The organism is Burkholderia sp. BCC1998 (genome assembly GCF_905339875.1).
In the GTDB taxonomy this organism is placed as follows: Bacteria; Pseudomonadota; Gammaproteobacteria; order Burkholderiales; family Burkholderiaceae; genus Burkholderia.
The window spans coordinates 56,901-75,052 of sequence record NZ_CAJPHE010000003.1 but is presented as its reverse complement, the minus strand read 5'-3'; the positions used below and the strand labels follow the sequence as shown (position 1 = coordinate 75,052).

Here is an 18,152-nt window from a genome sequence, read left to right as displayed (position 1 = left end):
TCCTGTCGACGAAGCGCGCATCGGTCACTTGCGCTGCACATCGTCTGGTGTGCTTGGTTGCGGGGGTAGGATTTGAACCTACGACCTTCGGGTTATGAGCCCGACGAGCTGCCAGACTGCTCCACCCCGCGTCAGAGAAATAAATTATAGGGTGATGAAGCACTCACGTCAATACTTTTGTCACAAATTCTTCGCGGGCCGTCGATATCGACACGCACGGCACCGGCTTCGCATCGTGTGTCGCGCGCGTTCGCGCCCCGTGCTCGCGGTAAGATGGCGGCCTTCGCATTCACCCCGCACGCATTCCCGTTCATGAAAATCGCCACCTGGAACGTCAACTCGCTCAACGTCCGCAAGCAGCACGTGCTCGACTGGCTCGCGCAAAGCGGAGCCGACGTGCTGTGCCTGCAGGAACTGAAGCTGCCGGACGAGAAATATCCGCGCGCCGATCTCGAAGCGATCGGCTACCGCAGCTGGTTCGCGGGCCAGAAGACCTACAACGGCGTCGCGATCCTCGCGCGCGACACGCTCGCCGTCGACGAATCGGACGTCGTGCGCAACATCCCCGGCTTCGACGACGCGCAGCAGCGCGTGGTCGCCGTGACGGTCGAAGGCGTGCGCATCGTGTCCGCGTATTTCCCGAACGGCCAGGCACCCGACTCCGACAAGTTCGTCTACAAGATGCAGTGGCTCGATGCGCTGCACGCGTGGCTGGGCACCGAGATGCAGCGCTACCCGAAGCTCGCGCTGCTCGGCGACTACAACATCGCGCCGGAAGACCGCGACGTGCACGACCCGGCGAAATGGGAAGGCCAGAACCTCGTGTCGCCGCAGGAGCGCGCGCATTTCGCGAAGCTGATCGAACTCGGCTTCGTCGATGCGTTCCGCCGCTTCGAGCAGCCCGAGAAGACCTTCACGTGGTGGGACTACCGGATGTTCGCGTTCCGCCGCAACGCGGGGCTGCGCATCGACCACATCCTGCTGTCGCCGGCGCTCGCCGAAACCTGCACGTCGTGCGAGGTCGATCGCGTGCCGCGCACGTGGGAACAGCCGTCCGACCACACGCCTGTGATCGCGGTCGTCAGCTGAACGCCCTGCCCGCTCGCGCCTGCGCTCAACCGCGCGCGGGCGCGGGCCCGAGATGCGCCCACAGGAAACCGAATTCCGCCGCGTCGGATTCGGCCCGCTCAAGATCGTCGGCGCTGCCGTGGCCGCCGTCGGTGTTCTCCCAGTACCACACCCGTTCGTGTCCGAGCGCATGCATGCGCGCGGCCATCTTGCGCGCATGCGCGGGATGCACGCGGTCGTCGCGGGTCGACGTCGTCAGCAGCAGCGGCGGATACGCAACGCCTTCGCGCACGCGGTGATACGGCGAGTAGGCGGCGAGCGCCGCGCCCTCGCGCGCATCGTCCGGATCGCCGTACTCGTCGAGCCACGCGGCGCCCGCGTGCAGCTTCGGATAGCGCCGCATGTCGAGCAGCGGCACGCGGCACAGCACCGCGCCGAACAGTTCCGGGCGCTGCACCATGCATGCGCCGACCAGCAGCCCGCCGTTGCTGCCGCCCTCGATGCCGAGTTGCGCGGCCGTCGTCACGCCGGTGCGGATCAGGTCCTCGGCCACCGCGATGAAATCGTCGAACGAGCGCTGCCGATGCTCGCGTTGCGCGTCGACGTGCCAGCCCGGTCCGAATTCGCCGCCGCCGCGGATGTGCGCGAACGCCGCGACGCCGCCGCGTTCGAGCCATGCGATGCCGAGTGCATCGCTGTAGCCCGGCAGATTCGGAATCGCGAAGCCGCCATAGCCTGACAGCAGGCACGGCCGCGCGACGCGGGCACTGCCGTCGGGATGCGCCAGGCCATCGAGCGCATCACGCGGCCCGATCAGCGTGTACGGCACGACCGTGCCGTCGCTCGAGCGGGCATTCGCGCGACGCACGACGAGCCCGGCCGCATCGAACCGCACCGGCGGCCGGTCGAGCAGCACGCGACGCGACGGCGCATCGGCCGCGCGGTCGGCCAGATCGGCGAGCCAGCATTCGGGCGGATCGAGATAGGTGTCGACGTCCACGTACACGTCGTCGTTCAGCGTCGACTCGACCGGCTCGACGTCGATCTGCGCGTCGCCCGGCCATTCGAACGGCCGCGCGTGCCACGTCCATGCGCCGTCCTCACCCTGGCGCGGCTGCCACAGCATCGTGCGGTTGTGCACGTCGTCGAGCCAGCTCGCGATCAGCATCGTGCGCGTGTGCGTCCACGTGCACGCGGACGTCGTCGGTCGCGGCTCGAACAGCGTCGTGAGCTCGCGCGATCCGGCGAGGAACGCCTGCTCGCGGATCGCGAGCAGCGAGCCGCCCGCGTGACGCACGCCGCCGCAGTCCCAGTCGAGCCGCGGCTCCAGCATCAGCCAGCCTTCCCAGAAACCGACCTCGACGTGCGTCGGCACGTCGTAGCGCGCCCACTCGCCCGCGTCGGTCAGCCGGTATGCGTGCGCGTCGAAGAAATCGACGCTGCGCCACGCGACGTGGCGGCCATCGATCGGATCGAACCCCGCGCCCGCGCTGATGTCGTCGGGTTCGCCGCGGAACACCACCGGCGCATCGGCGAGCGGCGTGCCGCGCACCCAGCGACGCGCTTCGTACGGATAGCCGGCGGCGGTCGCATGCGCCTCGCCGCGATCCCAGCTCACGTAGACGGTGTCGCGGTCGATCCAGCCTATCGTGTGATTCCCGGGCACGTCGATCGTGAAGCCGCCGTCGACGAAACGGCGCTGCACGAGGTCGAATTCGCGCACGACGACCGCGTCGGCGCCGCCCGGCGACAACGACAGCAGCGCGCGGTCGCCGTCCGGGTACAGGATCGCGTCCTGCTCGAACACCCACGACTCGCCCTCTTGCGCGCCGAGCGCGTCGACGTCGAGCAGCGTTTCCCACTCGGGCCGGCCCGCGCGCCAGTCGTCCCAGCGCGCGCGGCGCCACAGTCCCTTCGGATGGAGATCGTCCTGCCACAGGTCGTACGCCCAGTCGCGCCAGCGGGTCGGAATCACCGGGCGTTCGCGCGGCAGATACGCCTGCGCGAGCCGCGCGGTCAGCGCGCGATACGCGTCGTCGTCGCGCAGCGCGACCCGCGTGCGCGCGTTCTGCTCGTCGACCCACGCACGGGCACGCTTGCTGTCGAGCGCTTCGAGAAAACGGAAGGGATCGGCCCCGGCGGGCCAGCGGAAGGAATCGGACATGACGGGAGCGCACGTGACGGCAAACCGCGATTATGTCCGATCGCGGCATGCGCGACGCACGCGCATGCCGCGACAGAGGCTTTACGGCTCCAGATGCAGTTCCTGGATCTTGCGCGTGATCGTGTTGCGGCCGATGCCGAGCCGCTCTGCCGCCTCGACCTTGCGGCCGCGCGTGAAATCGAGCGCCTCGCGGATCACGGCCGCCTCGAAGCGGCGCGCGAGCTCGTCCATCACGTCGGCCGAATTCTCGCGCAACAGCCGCGCGACTTCCGTGCGCAGCCCGCTTTCCCACATCGGATAGCCGGCCGGCGCGCCGTTCGGCGCGGCCGCGACGGAGGCTGCCGTCAACGGCGCACCCGCCGCCGGCTGCACGCGCGCGATGTCGCCACCGCCGACGCCGGTGCCGGCGTGCGCATCCGCGCCGTCGGCCGTCGCCGTCACCGGCGCGCCCGCCGGCACGAGGTCGGGCGGCAGATCCTTGATCTCGACCGTCTGCGCGGGCGCCATCACGGTCAGCCAGTTCGCGAGGTTCTCGAGCTGACGCACGTTGCCGGGGAACGTGAGCGACGTCAGATACGCGAGCGCTTCGTCGGACACGCGCTTCGGCTCGACGCCGAGATCGCGCGCGCTCTTCTGCAGGAAGTGGCGCGTGAGCAGCGCGATGTCCTCGCTGCGTTCGCGCAGCGGCGGCAGCCGCAGCCGGATCACGTTGAGCCGGTGGTAAAGGTCCTCGCGGAACAGCCCCTGCCGCACGCGCGACTCGAGATTCTGGTGCGTCGCGGCGATCACGCGCACGTTCGCGCGCAGCGGGTTATGGCCGCCGACCCGATAGAACTGGCCGTCCGACAGCACGCGCAACAGGCGCGTCTGCAGGTCGAACGGCATGTCGCCGATTTCGTCGAGGAACAGCGTGCCGTTCTCGGCCTGCTCGAAGCGGCCCTGGCGCGTCGTCTGCGCGCCGGTGAACGCGCCGCGCTCATGGCCGAACAGTTCGGATTCGAGCAGGTCCTTCGGAATCGCCGCGGTATTCAGCGCGATGAACGGCCCGTTGGCCCGCGGGCTGTGACGGTGCAGCGCCCGCGCGACGAGCTCCTTGCCGGTGCCCGACTCGCCGGTGATCAGCACGGTCGCGGCCGAGTGCGACAGGCGGCCGATCGCGCGGAACATGTCCTGCATCGCGGGCGCCTGGCCGAGCATCTCGGGCGCTTCGGCCACACGCTCGTCCTGCGGCGCGCCGCCGCGCAAGCTCTCCTCGACCGCGCGGCGAATCAGCTCGACCGCCTTGTCGACGTCGAACGGCTTCGCGAGATATTCGAACGCGCCGCCCTGAAACGCCGCGACGGCGCTGTCGAGATCGGAGAACGCCGTCATGATGATGACGGGCAGGCCCGGCAGGCGCTCGTGCATCGCCTGCAACAGCTCGAGGCCGGAGCCGCCCGGCATCCGGATGTCGGACACGAGCACCTGCGGCGTCTCGTGGTCGAGCGCGGCCAGCGCGTCGCGCACGTTCGCGAAGCTCTTCGTCGCGAAGCTGTCCCGGGCGAGTGCCTTTTCGAGCACCCAGCGGATCGATTGATCGTCGTCTACTATCCAGATCGGCTTCATAGGTCGGTCAGGTATGGGTGAATCCGGTGAATCGCCATGCCGCCGCTCAATGATCGAGCGGCAACAGGATCTGAAATTCGGTACGACCGGGCCGGCTCTCGACCTCGATCATCCCGTCGTGCTGCTGCACGAACGTCTGCGCGAGCGTGAGGCCGAGACCGCTGCCGTCGTCGCGCCCGGACACGAGCGGGTAGAAGATCCGGTCGCGGATCTCCTCCGGAATGCCGGGCCCGTTGTCGACCACGTGCAAGTCCAGTGCCAGCCTGTACAGGCGCTTCGCGATCGTCACCTTGCGTGCGATACGCGTGCGCAGCTCGATCTTCGCGTCGCCCTGCGCGATCCGCTCGCGCAGCGCCTGCGCCGCGTTGCGCACGATGTTCAGCAGCGCCTGGATCAGCTGCTCCTTGTCGCCGCGCAGGTCCGGCACGCTCACGTCGTAGTCGCGCTCGATGGTGAGCCCGCGCGGAAATTCCGCGAGCATCACCGCGCGCACGCGTTCGCATACTTCATGAATGTTCACGTCGCCGACGATGTGCGGATGCCGATGCGGCTCCAGCAACCGGTCGACGAGCGTCTGCAGGCGGTCGGACTCCTTGATGATCACCTGCGTGTATTCGCGCAACTCGCCGCGCTCGCGCCCGCTCAGTTCGAATTCGAGCAGCTGGGCTGCGCCGCGAATGCCGCCGAGCGGGTTCTTGATCTCGTGCGCGAGGTTGCGGATCAGTTGCTTGTTGACCGCGGTCAGGTCGTGGATGCGCTCCTCGCGATCGGTGCGCGACTGCCGTTCGTTCTCGAACAGTTCGACCAGCACGAAATCGGGCACGGTCTCGAGGAAGCCGACGATCGCATGCACGTGCAGCGGCTCGCGGCCGGGCCGGTCGAGCACGGTATCGAGATGCGTCGCGTGAAAGCGCTCCTGGCCGATCGCGGTGATCGTCGACGCGAGTTCGTTCGCATTCGGGAAAATCTCGCCCCACGGCCGCTGCGCGAGCTGCCGGCGCGAGATGTCGAGCATCGCCTCCGCGGACGGGTTCGCGAACGCGACCCGCAGCGTCTTGCGGTCGAGCACGATCACGGCCGTCGGCAGCGCTTCCAGCCCCGCCAGCAGGCCCGAGCGCGCGAGCCGCTCGTCTTCCGTCAGTCGCTCGGGCTGCCCCGTCTTCGCCTTGATGAGATTCTTCAGAGCCATCGTGCGTGTCGTCGCGCGTTACCGGGTCGGAAATTGGAAATTTTCGGAACAAAAAAGGGACGGCTGGACGCCGTCCCCCTTCAGACTCCGCGGTTCCCGCCGCAGGCCACGCGACGGGAACGAACCGGCATGACGGCGCTGAATCGAAGCGCCATCGCCGATTACAGCGAGTAGTACATCTCGAACTCGATCGGATGCGTCGTCATGCGGAACTTCGCCAGCTCCTGCTCCTTCAGCGCGAGGTACGCATCGATCATGCCGTCGGTGAACACGCCACCGCGCGTCAGGAACTCGCGATCCTTGTCGAGCGCTTCCAGTGCCTGGTCGAGGCCTGCGCAGACGGTCGGGATCTTTGCGTCCTCTTCCGGCGGCAGGTCGTACAGGTTCTTGTCGGCGGCTTCGCCCGGATGGATCTTGTTCTGGATCCCGTCGAGGCCGGCCATCATCAGCGCCGTGAAGCACAGGTACGGGTTCGCCATCGGATCCGGGAAGCGCGTTTCGATACGGCGACCCTTCGGGTTCGACACGTGCGGAATGCGGATCGATGCCGAACGGTTGCGCGCCGAGTACGCGAGCTTGACCGGTGCTTCGAAGTGCGGGACCAGACGCTTGTACGAGTTCGTCGTCGGGTTCGTGATCGCGTTCAGCGCACGGGCGTGCTTGATGATGCCGCCGATGTAGAACAGCGCCAGTTCCGACAGGCCCGCGTAGCCGTTACCCGCGAACAGGTTCTGGCCGTCCTTCCAGATCGACTGGTGAACGTGCATGCCCGAACCGTTGTCGCCGACGACCGGCTTCGGCATGAACGTCGCCGTCTTGCCGTACGAGTGCGCGACGTTGTGGATGATGTACTTCGACCATTGCGTCCAGTCGGCGCGCTGCACGAGCGTCGAGAACTTCGTGCCGATTTCGTTCTGGCCCTGGCCCGCCACTTCGTGGTGGTGCACTTCGACCGGGATGCCGAGCTGTTCGAGCAGCAGGCACATTTCCGAACGCATGTCCTGGAACGTGTCGACCGGCGCGACCGGGAAGTAGCCGCCCTTCGTGCCCGGACGGTGGCCCGTGTTGCCGCCTTCGAATTCCTTGGCCGAAGACCACGGTGCTTCTTCCGAGTTGATCTTCACGAAGCAGCCCGACATGTCCGTGTTCCACTGGACCGAGTCGAAAATGAAGAATTCCGGTTCCGGACCGAAGTAGGCGGTGTCGCCGATGCCCGTGCTCTTCAGGTACGCTTCGCCGCGCTTCGCGAGCGAACGCGGGTCGCGCTCGTAGCCCTTGCCGTCGGCCGGCTCGACCACGTCGCAGGTCAGCACGAGGGTCGACTCTTCATAGAACGGGTCGACGAATGCGGCGCTCGGATCCGGCATGAGCAGCATGTCCGACGCCTCGATGCCCTTCCAGCCGGCGATCGACGAGCCGTCGAATGCATGGCCGCTTTCGAACTTGTCTTCGTCAAACGCCGAAACCGGCACCGACACGTGCTGTTCCTTGCCGCGCGTATCCGTGAAGCGGAAATCGACAAACTTGACGTCCTCGTCCTTCACGAGCTGCATGACGTCGGCGACGGTTTTACTCATAACCTCTTCTCCTGATTGAACAATTCCGGCGGACTGGGAACCGCCTCGTTTATCGAGCTGCCCGGAGTCTGGCTTTGGCGCAGCGTGCCCCGGGTCGACCGAATTCTATATAGCAGCTTCCGTGCCAACCATCGCAAAACCGACGCGAATCACGCCGACCCGCGCCGTAGCGGGGCCCGGCTGCGCGATTCCGGGGCCGGGCGCCGCACCGGCGGCGGCGCCTCCGCACCGCAACGGTGCAATCCCGGGGAGGCGACGGCGTCGACGAATCTTTTTGGTGCATTCGTGCCATTCTGCACTCTTTTGGTGAGCGCGTGGGCGGTGCATGCGCCACCGGGCACGCGGACATCCGCGCGGCGGCGCCGCGCTAGAATGTTCGTTTGACCGATACGGAGACCTCCTGCCATGAGTACGCTCGACCAGCTTTACGCGAAGGCCGAAGAACGCCGCGCCCAAGGCGCGCTCAACTATGCCGGCGCCCTGCTGCCGGCCGAGGCATTCGAACTGCTGCAGCTCGACCCGTCGGCACGCCTCGTCGACGTGCGCACCCGCGCCGAGCTCGACTGGATCGGCCGCCCGCTCGTCGGCGACGGCCAGTACCTGCACCTCGAATGGACGCGCTATCCGGGCGGCGTGCCGAACGCCGAATTCATCGATCAACTGAAAGCGGCCCTCCCGGCCGATACGCCGATCCTGTTCCTGTGCCGCAGCGCCGCGCGCTCGAAGCTCGCCGCGGTCGCGTCGACGCAGGCCGGCTTCACGAAGGCCTTCGACCTGCTCGAAGGCTTCGAGGGCGGCAAGGATGCCGAAGGCCACCGCAAGACGGTCGACGGCTGGTGCTTCCGGAAACTGCCGTGGATCGGCGCCTGACGGCGCATCCGCCCAGGCACGCCCGACTGCCACATCGTCGAGCCGGGCGATGACATCCCGATGACGGGCCGCGTTGCGCGGCCCGTGGTTTTTGCGGGGCCGTTCAACGGCCCGCATGCGCGATCGACGCGCGCGGCCTTCAGGCCTTCAGGCGCGCGGCGCCTCCGGCTCGACCACGTCGCCGCCGAGCAGGTGCACGCCTTCGCGCAGCTTCACGAACGCGGCCGCGACCGCCTCCGGCTCGCCCTTCACGCCGAGGTCGATATGCCGGCGCGCATAGATCCCGCCGCGCTCGGCATCGCCGACGCTCGGCAGGCTGAACACGCGAACACTCGGGAAATCGCGCTCGATCTTCTCCATCAGCGGCGTGAGCGTCGACTCCGGTAGTTCGAACACGTACAGCGAGCGCTCGGCGTGCGGCGTCGCGTGATGCAGATGCTCGTATTTCGTGTCGAGCACCCATTCGATCATCGGCCACGCCATCACCGGGAAGCCCGGCACGAAATGGAGATCGCCGACCGAGAAACCGGGAATCCGGTTATAGCCGTTCGGGATGATCGTCGCGCCCGCCGGGAACACGCCCATGTTGAAGCGATGCTGGTTTTCCGGCGATTCGAAGTCGACCGGCGTGGCCGCATCGGTGTGCGTCTCGCGAATGCGCTCCGAGATCAGCGCCTTCGCTTCCGGATGCAGCGCGAGCGGCACGCCGAGCGCGGCGGCCGCGCACTGGCGCGTGTGGTCGTCCGGCGTCGCGCCGATCCCGCCCGTGGAGAACACGATGTCGCCCGACGCGATCGCGCGCGCGAGCGTCGCGGTAATCCGCGCCGGATCGTCGCCGACGTATTCGGCCCAGTCGAGCGCGAGGCCGCGCGCGCCGAGCAGTTCGATGACCTTCGCCAGATGCTTGTCCTGCCGGCGGCCTGAAAGGATTTCGTCGCCGATGATGATGATGCCGATGCTCATGCCTGCCCCATGTCGATTGCGGTGGCGCGCGAACTCGCGCGCAGGTCGTCCAGCGCGCGCAGGCAATAGTGCCCGAACCACAGCGCCGAGAAGACGAGGATGAAAGCGTAAACCCAGATCATGGCCGCCGCCACGAACGGAAACAGCACCATCATCCAGACCGACGACACCCACACGAAGGTCGGCACGGTGCCGAGCAGCCCGGTCGCGACGCCGATGCCGATCAGCGGCCAGCGATGCTGGCGCACGAGCGCGCGGCGTTCGTCGCGGCTCGCGTGCTGCGCGAGCGCGTCGTAGGTCATCACGCGGTACGTGAGCCAGCCCCAGATCACCGGCGGCAACAGCGCGAAGAACGGCGGGATCAGCCACAGCGGAATCGTGACGACGAGCAGCACGACGCCCACGATCGCCGCGCCGAGCGAATTGAACACGCTGCCGAAGAACGTGCCGCCCCGCTTCGCCTCCAGCGCGGCGAACTGCCGGTTCGACAGGTGCCTGATCACGACCGGCATCGAGATCGTCGCGATCAGCAGCAGCACGGTCAGCACGATCAGCGGAATCGCAAGCGACACGACGACGAACGGCGCGACGACCGCATGCAGCTGCGACATCCCGAGCGCGTCGAACGCGCGGTACAGCGCGGCGGTCAGCACGAAGCCGTCGAGCGCGCCGCGCGCGGCGTCGATCAGCGTCTGCCACGAGAACCACAGCACGACGCCCCACAGCAGCGCGGAGACGACGAACGGCATCAGGGTGAGCCACAGCATGCGCGGGTGCAGCGCGCTGGCGAACGCCCGGACGAAGGAGCGCAGCAAGTCGTTCATGCGAACCTGTATCGACGATGAAAAACGGGAAAAGGATAAACCACACGGCCCGCAGGCGCCAAAGCGCATGCGGGCCGTGCGGGAAAGCCGTTCAACGGGAAAGTGACGCGCTCAGGCCGACGCCGCGCCGCGCTTCGCGGGAACGAGGCGCCGGAAGATCCGCACGAACGCGAGGCCGTGCTGCGCCCAGAAGCCTTCGCCGTAGGACACGCCTTCGACCTGCTCGCGGATGCCGGTCGGCTCGACCGTGCGGTTCCACGACGCGGTGCCGAACATCATGTCCCACCACGGGAACAGCACGCCGAAGTTGCAGCCGTACTTGGTGCCTTCGTGGCCATAGCCGACCGCGTGGTGGCGCCGGTGGAAGGTCGGGCTCACGATCAGGCGCTCGCCGAGCCAGCCGAACGACAGCCGCGCATTCGTATGCTGGATGCTCTGCACGAAGTTCGTGACCGCGGTCAGCACGACGAACTGCGACGGCGTCACGCCGATCACGAGCGCGATCGCCGCGAAGAAGCACGATTGCAGCACGTTGTCGAGCAGGTGGTTGCGGTCGTCGCACCACAACGACATCTGCCGCTGGCTGTGATGCACCGCGTGCAGCTCCCACCAGATGCCGAACTTGTGCTGCCAGCGGTGATACCAGTAGCCGGCGAAGTCGAGCACGACGAGGTAGATCGCGAACGCGACGATCGGCCGCGAGGTCACGCCCGGCCACAGATAATCGAGGTTGACGTTCGCAACGCCGTGCAGGCGCAGCCACGCCTGGAAGCGGTCGAACACCGGCTGCAGCGCGAAGAAGAAGAACAGCGTGTAGATGCCGAGCTTCGAGATCGCGGTATAGATCACGTCGACCCGCACCGCGCGGCGGTTCTTCCAGCGCTCGACGGGCGCGAGCGCCTCGAGCGGGCGCAGCAGCGCGAACATCAGCACCATCTGGAGCGCGCCGATGATCACCCAGTACAGCGCGTCGTAGGTGTCCTCGTCATAGTCCATCAGGTTGAACTTGAAGAGGAGCGGCTGCACGACGTCGACGTACAGCCAGGTCTGGATGTCCGACACGAACGCATCGATCAGGTGCAGCATCGTCCGCCTCCGCCCGTCACGCGCCGTTCGCAGCCTTCCACGGCGCACGGTCGTAGAAGTAGATGCCGTGCGGCGAACGGCCGACGGAGATCGTCTGCACCAGCTTGCGCGAGGCCAGGTCGATGATCCCGACCTTCTTCGCGAAGCGGAACGTCACCCACAGCGTCTTCTTGTCGGCGGACAGCTCCATGTCGTCCGGGCCCGGCAGCAGGCCGGTGATGTCGCCGACCTTGGTGAGCGTGTTCTCGTCGATGATGCTGATCGTGTTCGCGACCCGGTTCGTGATCGCGACGTGCGTGCCGTCCGCGAGCGAGCGGAAGTTGTGCGCGCCCTTGCCGGTCTGGATGGTCTTCACGACTTTCTGATTGCGCCAGTCGACGACCGCGACGTAATCGGCGCCCGTCATGCCGACCAGCAGGTACTTGTCGTCCGGCGTCATCCACAGTCCCGCCGGCACGTTGCCGACCGGCATCTTCCACTTGACCGTCTGCGTCGCGAGGTCGACCGCCGCGATCTCGCCGGACACCTGCAGCGACACGAGCACGGTCTTGCTGTCCTTCGTGAACGCGATGTGGCTCGGCATCACCGCGAGCGGCAAGCGCTTCACGAGATGCAGGTCGCGGCCGTCGTAGCTGTAGATGTCGAGCCGGTCGAGGCGCAGCCCGGTCGACACGAACCACTTGTTGTCGGGCGAGAAGCCGAGCTGGTACGGATCCTCGATGCCTTCGACCGTGCGCTGCAGCTTGCCCGTCTTCGGATCGACGAACATCAGGCTGTTCGAGACCGAATTCGCGACGATCAGCGACGAATTGTCCGGTGTCGCCATCAGGTGGTGCGGCTCCTTGCCGGTCGGCATCGTGCCGACGACCTGGCGGGTCTGCTGGTCGATCAGGGAAAGCGTCGCTTCGGCCGAATTGAGGATGATCACGTTATTCGCGTGCGCGGCAGGCGCCAGCACGGCGGCGGCCAGCGCAAGCGTGCGGCCGAAGGAAAGGAAAGTGCGCATGAAGACTCACGTCGTGGAACAGCAGTGATTGTAAAACGCTCGACCGGCCCTGCCGGTTGACGGAAGTCGGCCCTGCGCCACTTCGACGCACGCCGCGGCCGCCGTGCGGCCCGCCGCGGCAGGCGCCGCGCGGTTGGCCGGGCCGGCCGTCGGTGCAGGCCCGGAAAACCGCCGTTGCGCTAGCGCTGCATCGACTCCCAGACCTTGTGCAGACGCTTGACAGAGACAGGCATCGGCGTGCGCAGTTCCTGCGCGAACAGCGAAATGCGCAGTTCCTCCAGCAGCCAGCGGAATTCCGCGAGCCACGGATCGGCGACGCCGCCGCGCTGCGACACCGCGCGCTGGTACTGCTGGACGAGCGGCAGCAGCTCGCCGGACTGCTTCGCGTCGCGCGCCGGGTCGGCCTTCAGCTTGTCGATCCGCAGCGCGATGCCTTTCAGGTAGCGCGGGAAGTGTGCAAGCTGCACGTAAGGCGTGTCGATCACGAAGCGCTTGCCGACCAGCGCGGCGAGCTGCTGCTGCAGATCCGCATGGGCCTGCGCGAACGGCTTCGCCTGCGCGAGCTTCTTCGCGAGCCCCGCGTACTCGGCAAGGATCTGCCCGACGAGCCTCGCGATCTCCTGCGCGAGCAGGTTCAGGCGGCTGCGGCCTTCGTCGCGACGCGCGTGGAAGCTCGCGTCGTCGTCGGGCAGCGGATCCTGCAGGCACGCGCGGTCGAGCGCCGTGTCGATCAGCTGGTCGCGCAGCTCGTCCTGCGTGCCGAGCGACATGTACTGCATCGCCATCTCGCGCAGCCCCGGCAGGTTCTTCTCGAGGAACTTGATCGGCTCCTTCAACTGCAGCGCGAACAGCCGCCGCAAGCCGGCCCGGTGGATCCGCGCGGCCTCCTCCGGCGAGTCGAACACCTCGACGTCGCAATGCGTGCCGCGATCGACGAGCGCCGGATAGCCGTACAGCGTCTGGCCGCGCCGGCGGATCTCCAGCAGCTCGGGGAGCTTGCCGAAGTTCCACGTCGTCAGGTTCTCGTACAGCGCGGTCGCGCCGGCTTCCGCCGGGGCGGCCGTGTGCGGTGCGACGCCCTTGCCCGGCTTGCCGCCCTTCGCCGCCGAAGCCGCGGAACCCGCCGTGGCAGGCGGCGCCGGCGTGGCGCCCGCGTCGTCCGCGCCGGCTTCGCCGCCGGGCGCGATCGTCGACGCCGCCGCGATCTTCTGGAACTGCTGCTGCGCCTGCGCGCCGAGTTCCTGGCGCAGTTGCGCGAGATTACGCCCCATCGCGAGCTGGCGGCCGTGCTCGTCGATCACCTTGAAGTTCATGAACAGGTGAGCGGGCAGCGTCTCAAGCTTGAAGTCGGCCGTCTTCATCGCGACCTGCGTCTCGCCGCGCACGTCGGCGATCAGCGCCTCGACGAGGCCGCCCGCGCCGAAGCGCTCGCGGCCCGTGCGCTCGACGAAGCCGGCCGCGTACTCGGGCAGCGGCACGCAATGCCGGCGCAGCTTCTGCGGCAGCGACTTCAGCAGCAGCTGCACCTTTTCCTTCAGCATCCCCGGCACGAGCCATTCGCAGCGGCGCGCGTCGACCTGGTTCAGCGCGTACAGCGGCACCGCGAGCGTCACGCCGTCGCGCGGCGTGCCGGGTTCGAAGTGGTAGGTCAGCGCCATCTCGACGCCGGCCATCGTCGCGCGCTTCGGAAACAGCTCGGTTGTAACGCCGGCCGCCTCGTGGCGCATCAGGTCGTCGCGCGACAGGTACAGCAGGCGCTGCTTGTCCTCCGCCTGGCCGCCCTTCTTCACTTCATCCCGATACCAGCGCTCGAACGCGACGCCCGTGTGAATTCCTTCCGGAATCGCCTGGTCGTAGTACGCGTAGATCAGCTCGTCGTCGACCAGCACGTCCTGCCGGCGCGACTTGTGCTCGAGTTGCTCGATGTCGGCGAGCAGCTTGCGGTTGTGCGCGAAGAACGGCAGCTTCGTGTCGAATTCGCCTTCGACCAGCGCGCCGCGGATGAACAGCTCGCGCGCCCGCGCCGGGTCCTGCTTGCCGAACGCGACCCGCCGGCGGTGGTAGATCGGCAGCCCGTACAGCGTCGCGCGCTCGAACGCGCTGACCTGCGCGGGACGCTTTTCCCAATGCGGCTCCGACAGCGATTTCTTCAGCAGGTGGGCGCCGATCTTCTCGACCCACTCCGGCTCGATCTTCGCGAGGCAGCGCGCGTACAGCCGGCTCGTCTCGACGAGTTCGGCCGCCATCACCCAGCGGCCGGCCTTCTTCGCGAGCGCGGAGCCCGGCCACAGGTAGAACTTGATCCCGCGTGCGCCGAGGTAGTGCGGATCGTCGTCGGCCTTCATGCCGAGGTTGCCGAGCAGGCCCGTCAACAGGGCCAGATGCACCTGCTCGTAGGTCGCCTCGACCTCGTTGAGGCGCCAGCCGTGTTCACGCACGACCGTCAGCAGCTGCGAATGGACGTCGCGCCATTCGCGCAGCCGCAGGTGCGACAGGAAATTCTGCCGGCATGCGTCGATCAGCTGGCGGTTCGACTTCTTGTGCGCGACGGCCTCTTCGAACCACGCCCAGATCTTCAGCCACTGCAGGAATTCGGAACGCTCGTCGGCGAACCGGCGGTGCGCCTGGTCGGCCTGCTCCTGCGCTTCGATCGGCCGGTCGCGCGGGTCCTGCACGGACAGCGCGCTCGCGATGATCAGCACCTCGCGCAGCGACTGCTGGTCGCGCGCGGCGAGAATCATCCGGCCGACGCGCGGATCGAGCGGCAGCCGCGCGAGTTCGCGGCCGAGCGGCGTCAGCGCGTTGTCGTCGTCGACCGCGCCGAGTTCGTTGAGCAGCTGGTAGCCGTCCGCGATCGCGCGGCCGGGCGGCGGCTCGAGGAACGGGAACGATTCGATCGCGGTCAGGTGCAGCGATTTCATCCGCAGGATCACCGACGCGAGCGACGAGCGCAGGATTTCGGGATCGGTGAAGCGCGCGCGCGCCTGGTAGTCGCTTTCCTCGTACAAGCGGATGCAGACGCCGTCGGCCACGCGGCCGCAGCGGCCCGCGCGCTGGTTCGCGGCGGCCTGCGAGATCGACTCGACCTGCAGTTGCTCGACCTTGTTCCGGTACGAATAGCGCTTCACGCGCGCGAGGCCGGTGTCGACGACGTAGCGGATGCCCGGCACCGTCAGCGAGGTTTCGGCCACGTTGGTCGCGAGCACGATGCGGCGCGCGTTCGACGCCTTGAACACCTTGTCCTGGTCGGCCGCCGACAGCCGCGCGAACAGCGGCAGGATCTCGGTGTGCGGCGGATGGTGCTTGCGCAGCGCCTCGGCCGCCTCGCGGATCTCGCGCTCGCCGGGCAGGAACACCAGCACGTCGCCGGGGCCTTCGCGGCACAGTTCGTCGACCGCGTCGACGATCGCGTCCATCAGGTCGCGCTCGGCCTCGCGCGCGGTCTTTACGCGGTCGCGCCCGCCGGTGCCTTCGGCGTTCTTGACCGCCGGGCGGTCCTCGGCCACCGGCCGGTAGCGCATCTCGACCGGATACAGCCGCCCGCTCACCTCGATCACGGGTGCCGGGCGCTCGTCGGTGCCGAAATGGCGCGCGAAGCGATCGGCGTCGATCGTCGCGGATGTGACGATCAGCTTCAGGTCGGGCCGCCGCGGCAGGATCTCCTTCAGGTAGCCGAGCAGGAAGTCGATGTTCAGGCTGCGCTCGTGCGCCTCGTCGATGATCAGCGTGTCGTACGCCTTCAGCAGCGGATCGGTCTGCGTCTCGGCGAGCAGGATGCCGTCCGTCATCAGCTTCACGGACGCGCCCGGCGCGAGATTGTCGGTGAAGCGCACCTTGTAGCCGACCACCTCGCCGAACGGCGTGCCGAGTTCCTCGGCGATCCGGCGGCCGGTCGACGATGCGGCCAGGCGCCGCGGCTGCGTATGGCCGATCAGGCCCGTGCCGCCGGCGCCGAGGCCGCGGCCGAGATCGAGGCAGATCTTCGGCAGCTGCGTGGTCTTGCCCGAACCCGTCTCGCCGCAGACGATGACAACCTGATGACCGGCGATCGCGCGCGCGATTTCGTCGCGCTTGCCCGACACCGGCAGGCTTTCGGGGTAAGTGATCGGCGGAACGGGATTCGGCGCGACGGTGGCGCGCGGCGCACGCTCGCGGCGCGGAGCGCGCTCGCCGGCGGCCTGCGGTGCGCCCTTCGCGGACGGCTGGCGCGTATCGCCACGCCGTTCGTCGCCGCGCGGCGCGTGGGCCGGCTTGCCCGCCGGCTTTTCCTGCTGCTGACGCGCGTCGGCCGCACCATCCGGGTGCTTCGCCGACGGCGCTTTGGCCCGCGTCGGCGCGGGACTTTTAGGTACATTCGACATGGGGGCGCATTATAATCCCGCCCATGAATTCCCAAACCGACCTCCCTCCCGCCCAGACCGGCGCCGCGACGCCGCCGGCCGCCGACGATTCGGCCGCCAGCCACGCGCAGTTCGTCGACTGGATGCGTTCCGTCGCGCCCTATATCCACAAGTTCCGCAACAGCACGTTCGTCGTGGGGTTCGGCGGCGAGGTGGTGCAGCAGGGCCTGCTGAACGCGCTCGTGTCCGACATCGCGCTCCTGCAGGCGATGGGCATCCAGATCGTGCTGGTGCACGGCTCGCGGCCGCAGGTCGAGGAGCAGCTGAGCCTGCATGGTGTCGAATCCGAGTTTTCGCACGGGCTGCGCATCACCGATGCGCGCGCGCTCGAATCCGCGAAGGAAGCGGCCGGCGAAGTGCGTCTCGACATCGAGGCCGCGATCAGCCAGGGTCTGCCGAACTCGCCGATGGCGCACGCGCACATCAGCGTCGTGTCCGGCAACTTCGTGACCGCCCGGCCGGTGGGGATTCTCGACGGGGTCGACTTCGCGCACACGGGCATCGTGCGCAAGATCGACGCCGAATCGATCCGTCATTCGCTCGCGAGCCGCAAGCTCGTGCTGCTGTCGCCGCTCGGCTTCTCGCCGACCGGCGAGGCGTTCAACCTGTCGATGGAAGACGTCGCATCGGCCGCCGCGATCGCGCTGCGCGCCGACAAGATCATCTTCCTGACCGAAGCGCCCGGCATCGTCGACGACGAAGGCGAGCTGGTCCGCGAAATGTCGCTCGACGCGGCAGCCGAGCTGCTCGATTCGGGCAACATCCAGGGCGACGACGCGTTCTTCCTGAAGCACTCGATCCGCGCGTGCCGCGGCGGCGTGACCCGCGCCCACCTGATTCCGCAGTCGCTCGACGGCAGCATGCTGCTCGAACTGTTCCTGCACGACGGCGTCGGCACGATGATCTCGTACGAGAACCTCGAGAGCCTGCGCGAAGCGACGCCGGACGACGTCGGCGGCATCCTGTCGCTGATCGAGCCGCTCGAGTCGGACGGCACGCTGGTGCGGCGCGGCCGCCACCAGATCGAACGCGACATCGACCACTTCTCGGTGATCGAGCACGATGGCGTGCTGTTCGGCTGCGCGGCGCTGTATCCGTACCAGCAGGAAAAGATCGGCGAGATGGCGTGCCTGACGGTCGCGCCGGAAGCGCAGGGCTCGGGCGACGGCGAACGCCTGCTCAAGCGCATCGAGCAGCGCGCCCGCGCGCGCGGCCTCACGCACATCTTCGTGCTCACGACGCGCACCGAGCACTGGTTCCTCAAGCGCGGCTTCGTCAAGGTCAGCGTCGACGACCTGCCGGAAGACCGCCGCAAACTCTATAACTGGCAGCGCAAGTCGCTCGTGCTGATGAAGCAGCTCTGAGCACAGGCACGACTGCCCTCCCCCAGACCGATTACA

At 67.8% G+C, this 18,152-nt stretch carries 12 protein-coding genes and 1 tRNA gene; 3 read left to right on the top strand and 10 right to left on the bottom strand.

Annotated elements, in window-relative coordinates; translation table 11 throughout:
• Positions 1–54: 54 nt before the first annotated feature.
• Positions 55–131, bottom strand: a tRNA-Met gene (locus U5A56_RS06485).
• Positions 132–312: 181 nt separating this feature from the next.
• Between U5A56_RS06485 and xth the strand changes: the two genes are divergently transcribed.
• Positions 313–1,089 (top strand): exodeoxyribonuclease III, encoded by a 777-nt coding sequence (gene xth, locus U5A56_RS06480; RefSeq protein ID WP_321801080.1) that lies wholly within the window; start codon positions 313–315, stop codon positions 1,087–1,089.
• 25 nt (positions 1,090–1,114) lie between these two features.
• Here the strand turns inward: xth and U5A56_RS06475 are convergent, their stop codons facing one another.
• The 4 genes from U5A56_RS06475 to glnA all read right to left on the bottom strand — a co-directional run bounded on the left by U5A56_RS06475 (position 1,115) and on the right by glnA (position 7,603).
• Entirely contained in the window at positions 1,115–3,232 is a 2,118-nt protein-coding gene (locus U5A56_RS06475) for a prolyl oligopeptidase family serine peptidase (protein ID WP_321921486.1), read from the bottom strand.
• 81 nt (positions 3,233–3,313) lie between these two features.
• Entirely contained in the window at positions 3,314–4,837 is a 1,524-nt protein-coding gene (ntrC, locus tag U5A56_RS06470) for a nitrogen regulation protein NR(I) (protein WP_321921484.1), read from the bottom strand.
• 46 nt (positions 4,838–4,883) lie between these two features.
• Positions 4,884–6,026 carry a nitrogen regulation protein NR(II) gene (glnL, locus tag U5A56_RS06465; RefSeq protein ID WP_044849106.1) on the bottom strand — a complete coding sequence of 381 codons (1,143 nt, stop codon included), beginning with the start codon at positions 6,024–6,026 and terminating at the stop codon, positions 4,884–4,886.
• A 161-nt stretch (positions 6,027–6,187) separates the two neighbouring features.
• Entirely contained in the window at positions 6,188–7,603 is a 1,416-nt protein-coding gene (glnA, locus tag U5A56_RS06460) for a type I glutamate--ammonia ligase (RefSeq protein WP_044849105.1), read from the bottom strand.
• 405 nt (positions 7,604–8,008) lie between these two features.
• Between glnA and U5A56_RS06455 the strand changes: the two genes are divergently transcribed.
• The gene (locus tag U5A56_RS06455) at positions 8,009–8,473 is read left to right on the top strand and encodes a rhodanese-like domain-containing protein (RefSeq protein WP_044849104.1); all 465 of its coding nucleotides are present in this window, start codon (positions 8,009–8,011) and stop codon (positions 8,471–8,473) included.
• A gap of 147 nt (positions 8,474–8,620) precedes the next feature.
• Here U5A56_RS06455 and U5A56_RS06450 read toward each other — a convergent pair whose 3' ends face one another.
• From U5A56_RS06450 to hrpA, 5 genes are all read right to left on the bottom strand, one after another.
• Positions 8,621–9,436: a competence/damage-inducible protein A gene (locus tag U5A56_RS06450; RefSeq protein ID WP_257771812.1), complete on the bottom strand. Its 816-nt coding sequence runs from the start codon at positions 9,434–9,436 to the stop codon at positions 8,621–8,623.
• Positions 9,433–10,260 (bottom strand): EI24 domain-containing protein, encoded by an 828-nt coding sequence (locus tag U5A56_RS06445; protein ID WP_044849102.1) that lies wholly within the window; start codon positions 10,258–10,260, stop codon positions 9,433–9,435. Before U5A56_RS06445 ends, U5A56_RS06450 begins: the two co-directional genes overlap by 4 nt.
• 111 nt (positions 10,261–10,371) lie before the next feature.
• Complete coding sequence (locus U5A56_RS06440; protein WP_321921480.1) at positions 10,372–11,346, bottom strand: sterol desaturase family protein; 975 nt, start codon at positions 11,344–11,346, stop codon at positions 10,372–10,374.
• Positions 11,347–11,362: 16 nt separating this feature from the next.
• A complete protein-coding gene (locus U5A56_RS06435; RefSeq protein WP_044847670.1) occupies positions 11,363–12,352 on the bottom strand; it encodes a beta-propeller fold lactonase family protein in 990 nt (329 codons plus the stop codon).
• A gap of 179 nt (positions 12,353–12,531) precedes the next feature.
• Positions 12,532–16,713 carry an ATP-dependent RNA helicase HrpA gene (gene hrpA / locus U5A56_RS06430; RefSeq protein WP_321921478.1) on the bottom strand — a complete coding sequence of 1,394 codons (4,182 nt, stop codon included), beginning with the start codon at positions 16,711–16,713 and terminating at the stop codon, positions 12,532–12,534.
• Between the two features lie 23 nt (positions 16,714–16,736).
• On the opposite strand from hrpA, the gene argA reads away from it, so the two are divergent.
• The gene (gene argA, locus U5A56_RS06425) at positions 16,737–18,116 is read left to right on the top strand and encodes an amino-acid N-acetyltransferase (protein ID WP_059464214.1); all 1,380 of its coding nucleotides are present in this window, start codon (positions 16,737–16,739) and stop codon (positions 18,114–18,116) included.
• The last annotated feature ends 36 nt before the right edge of the window (positions 18,117–18,152 follow it).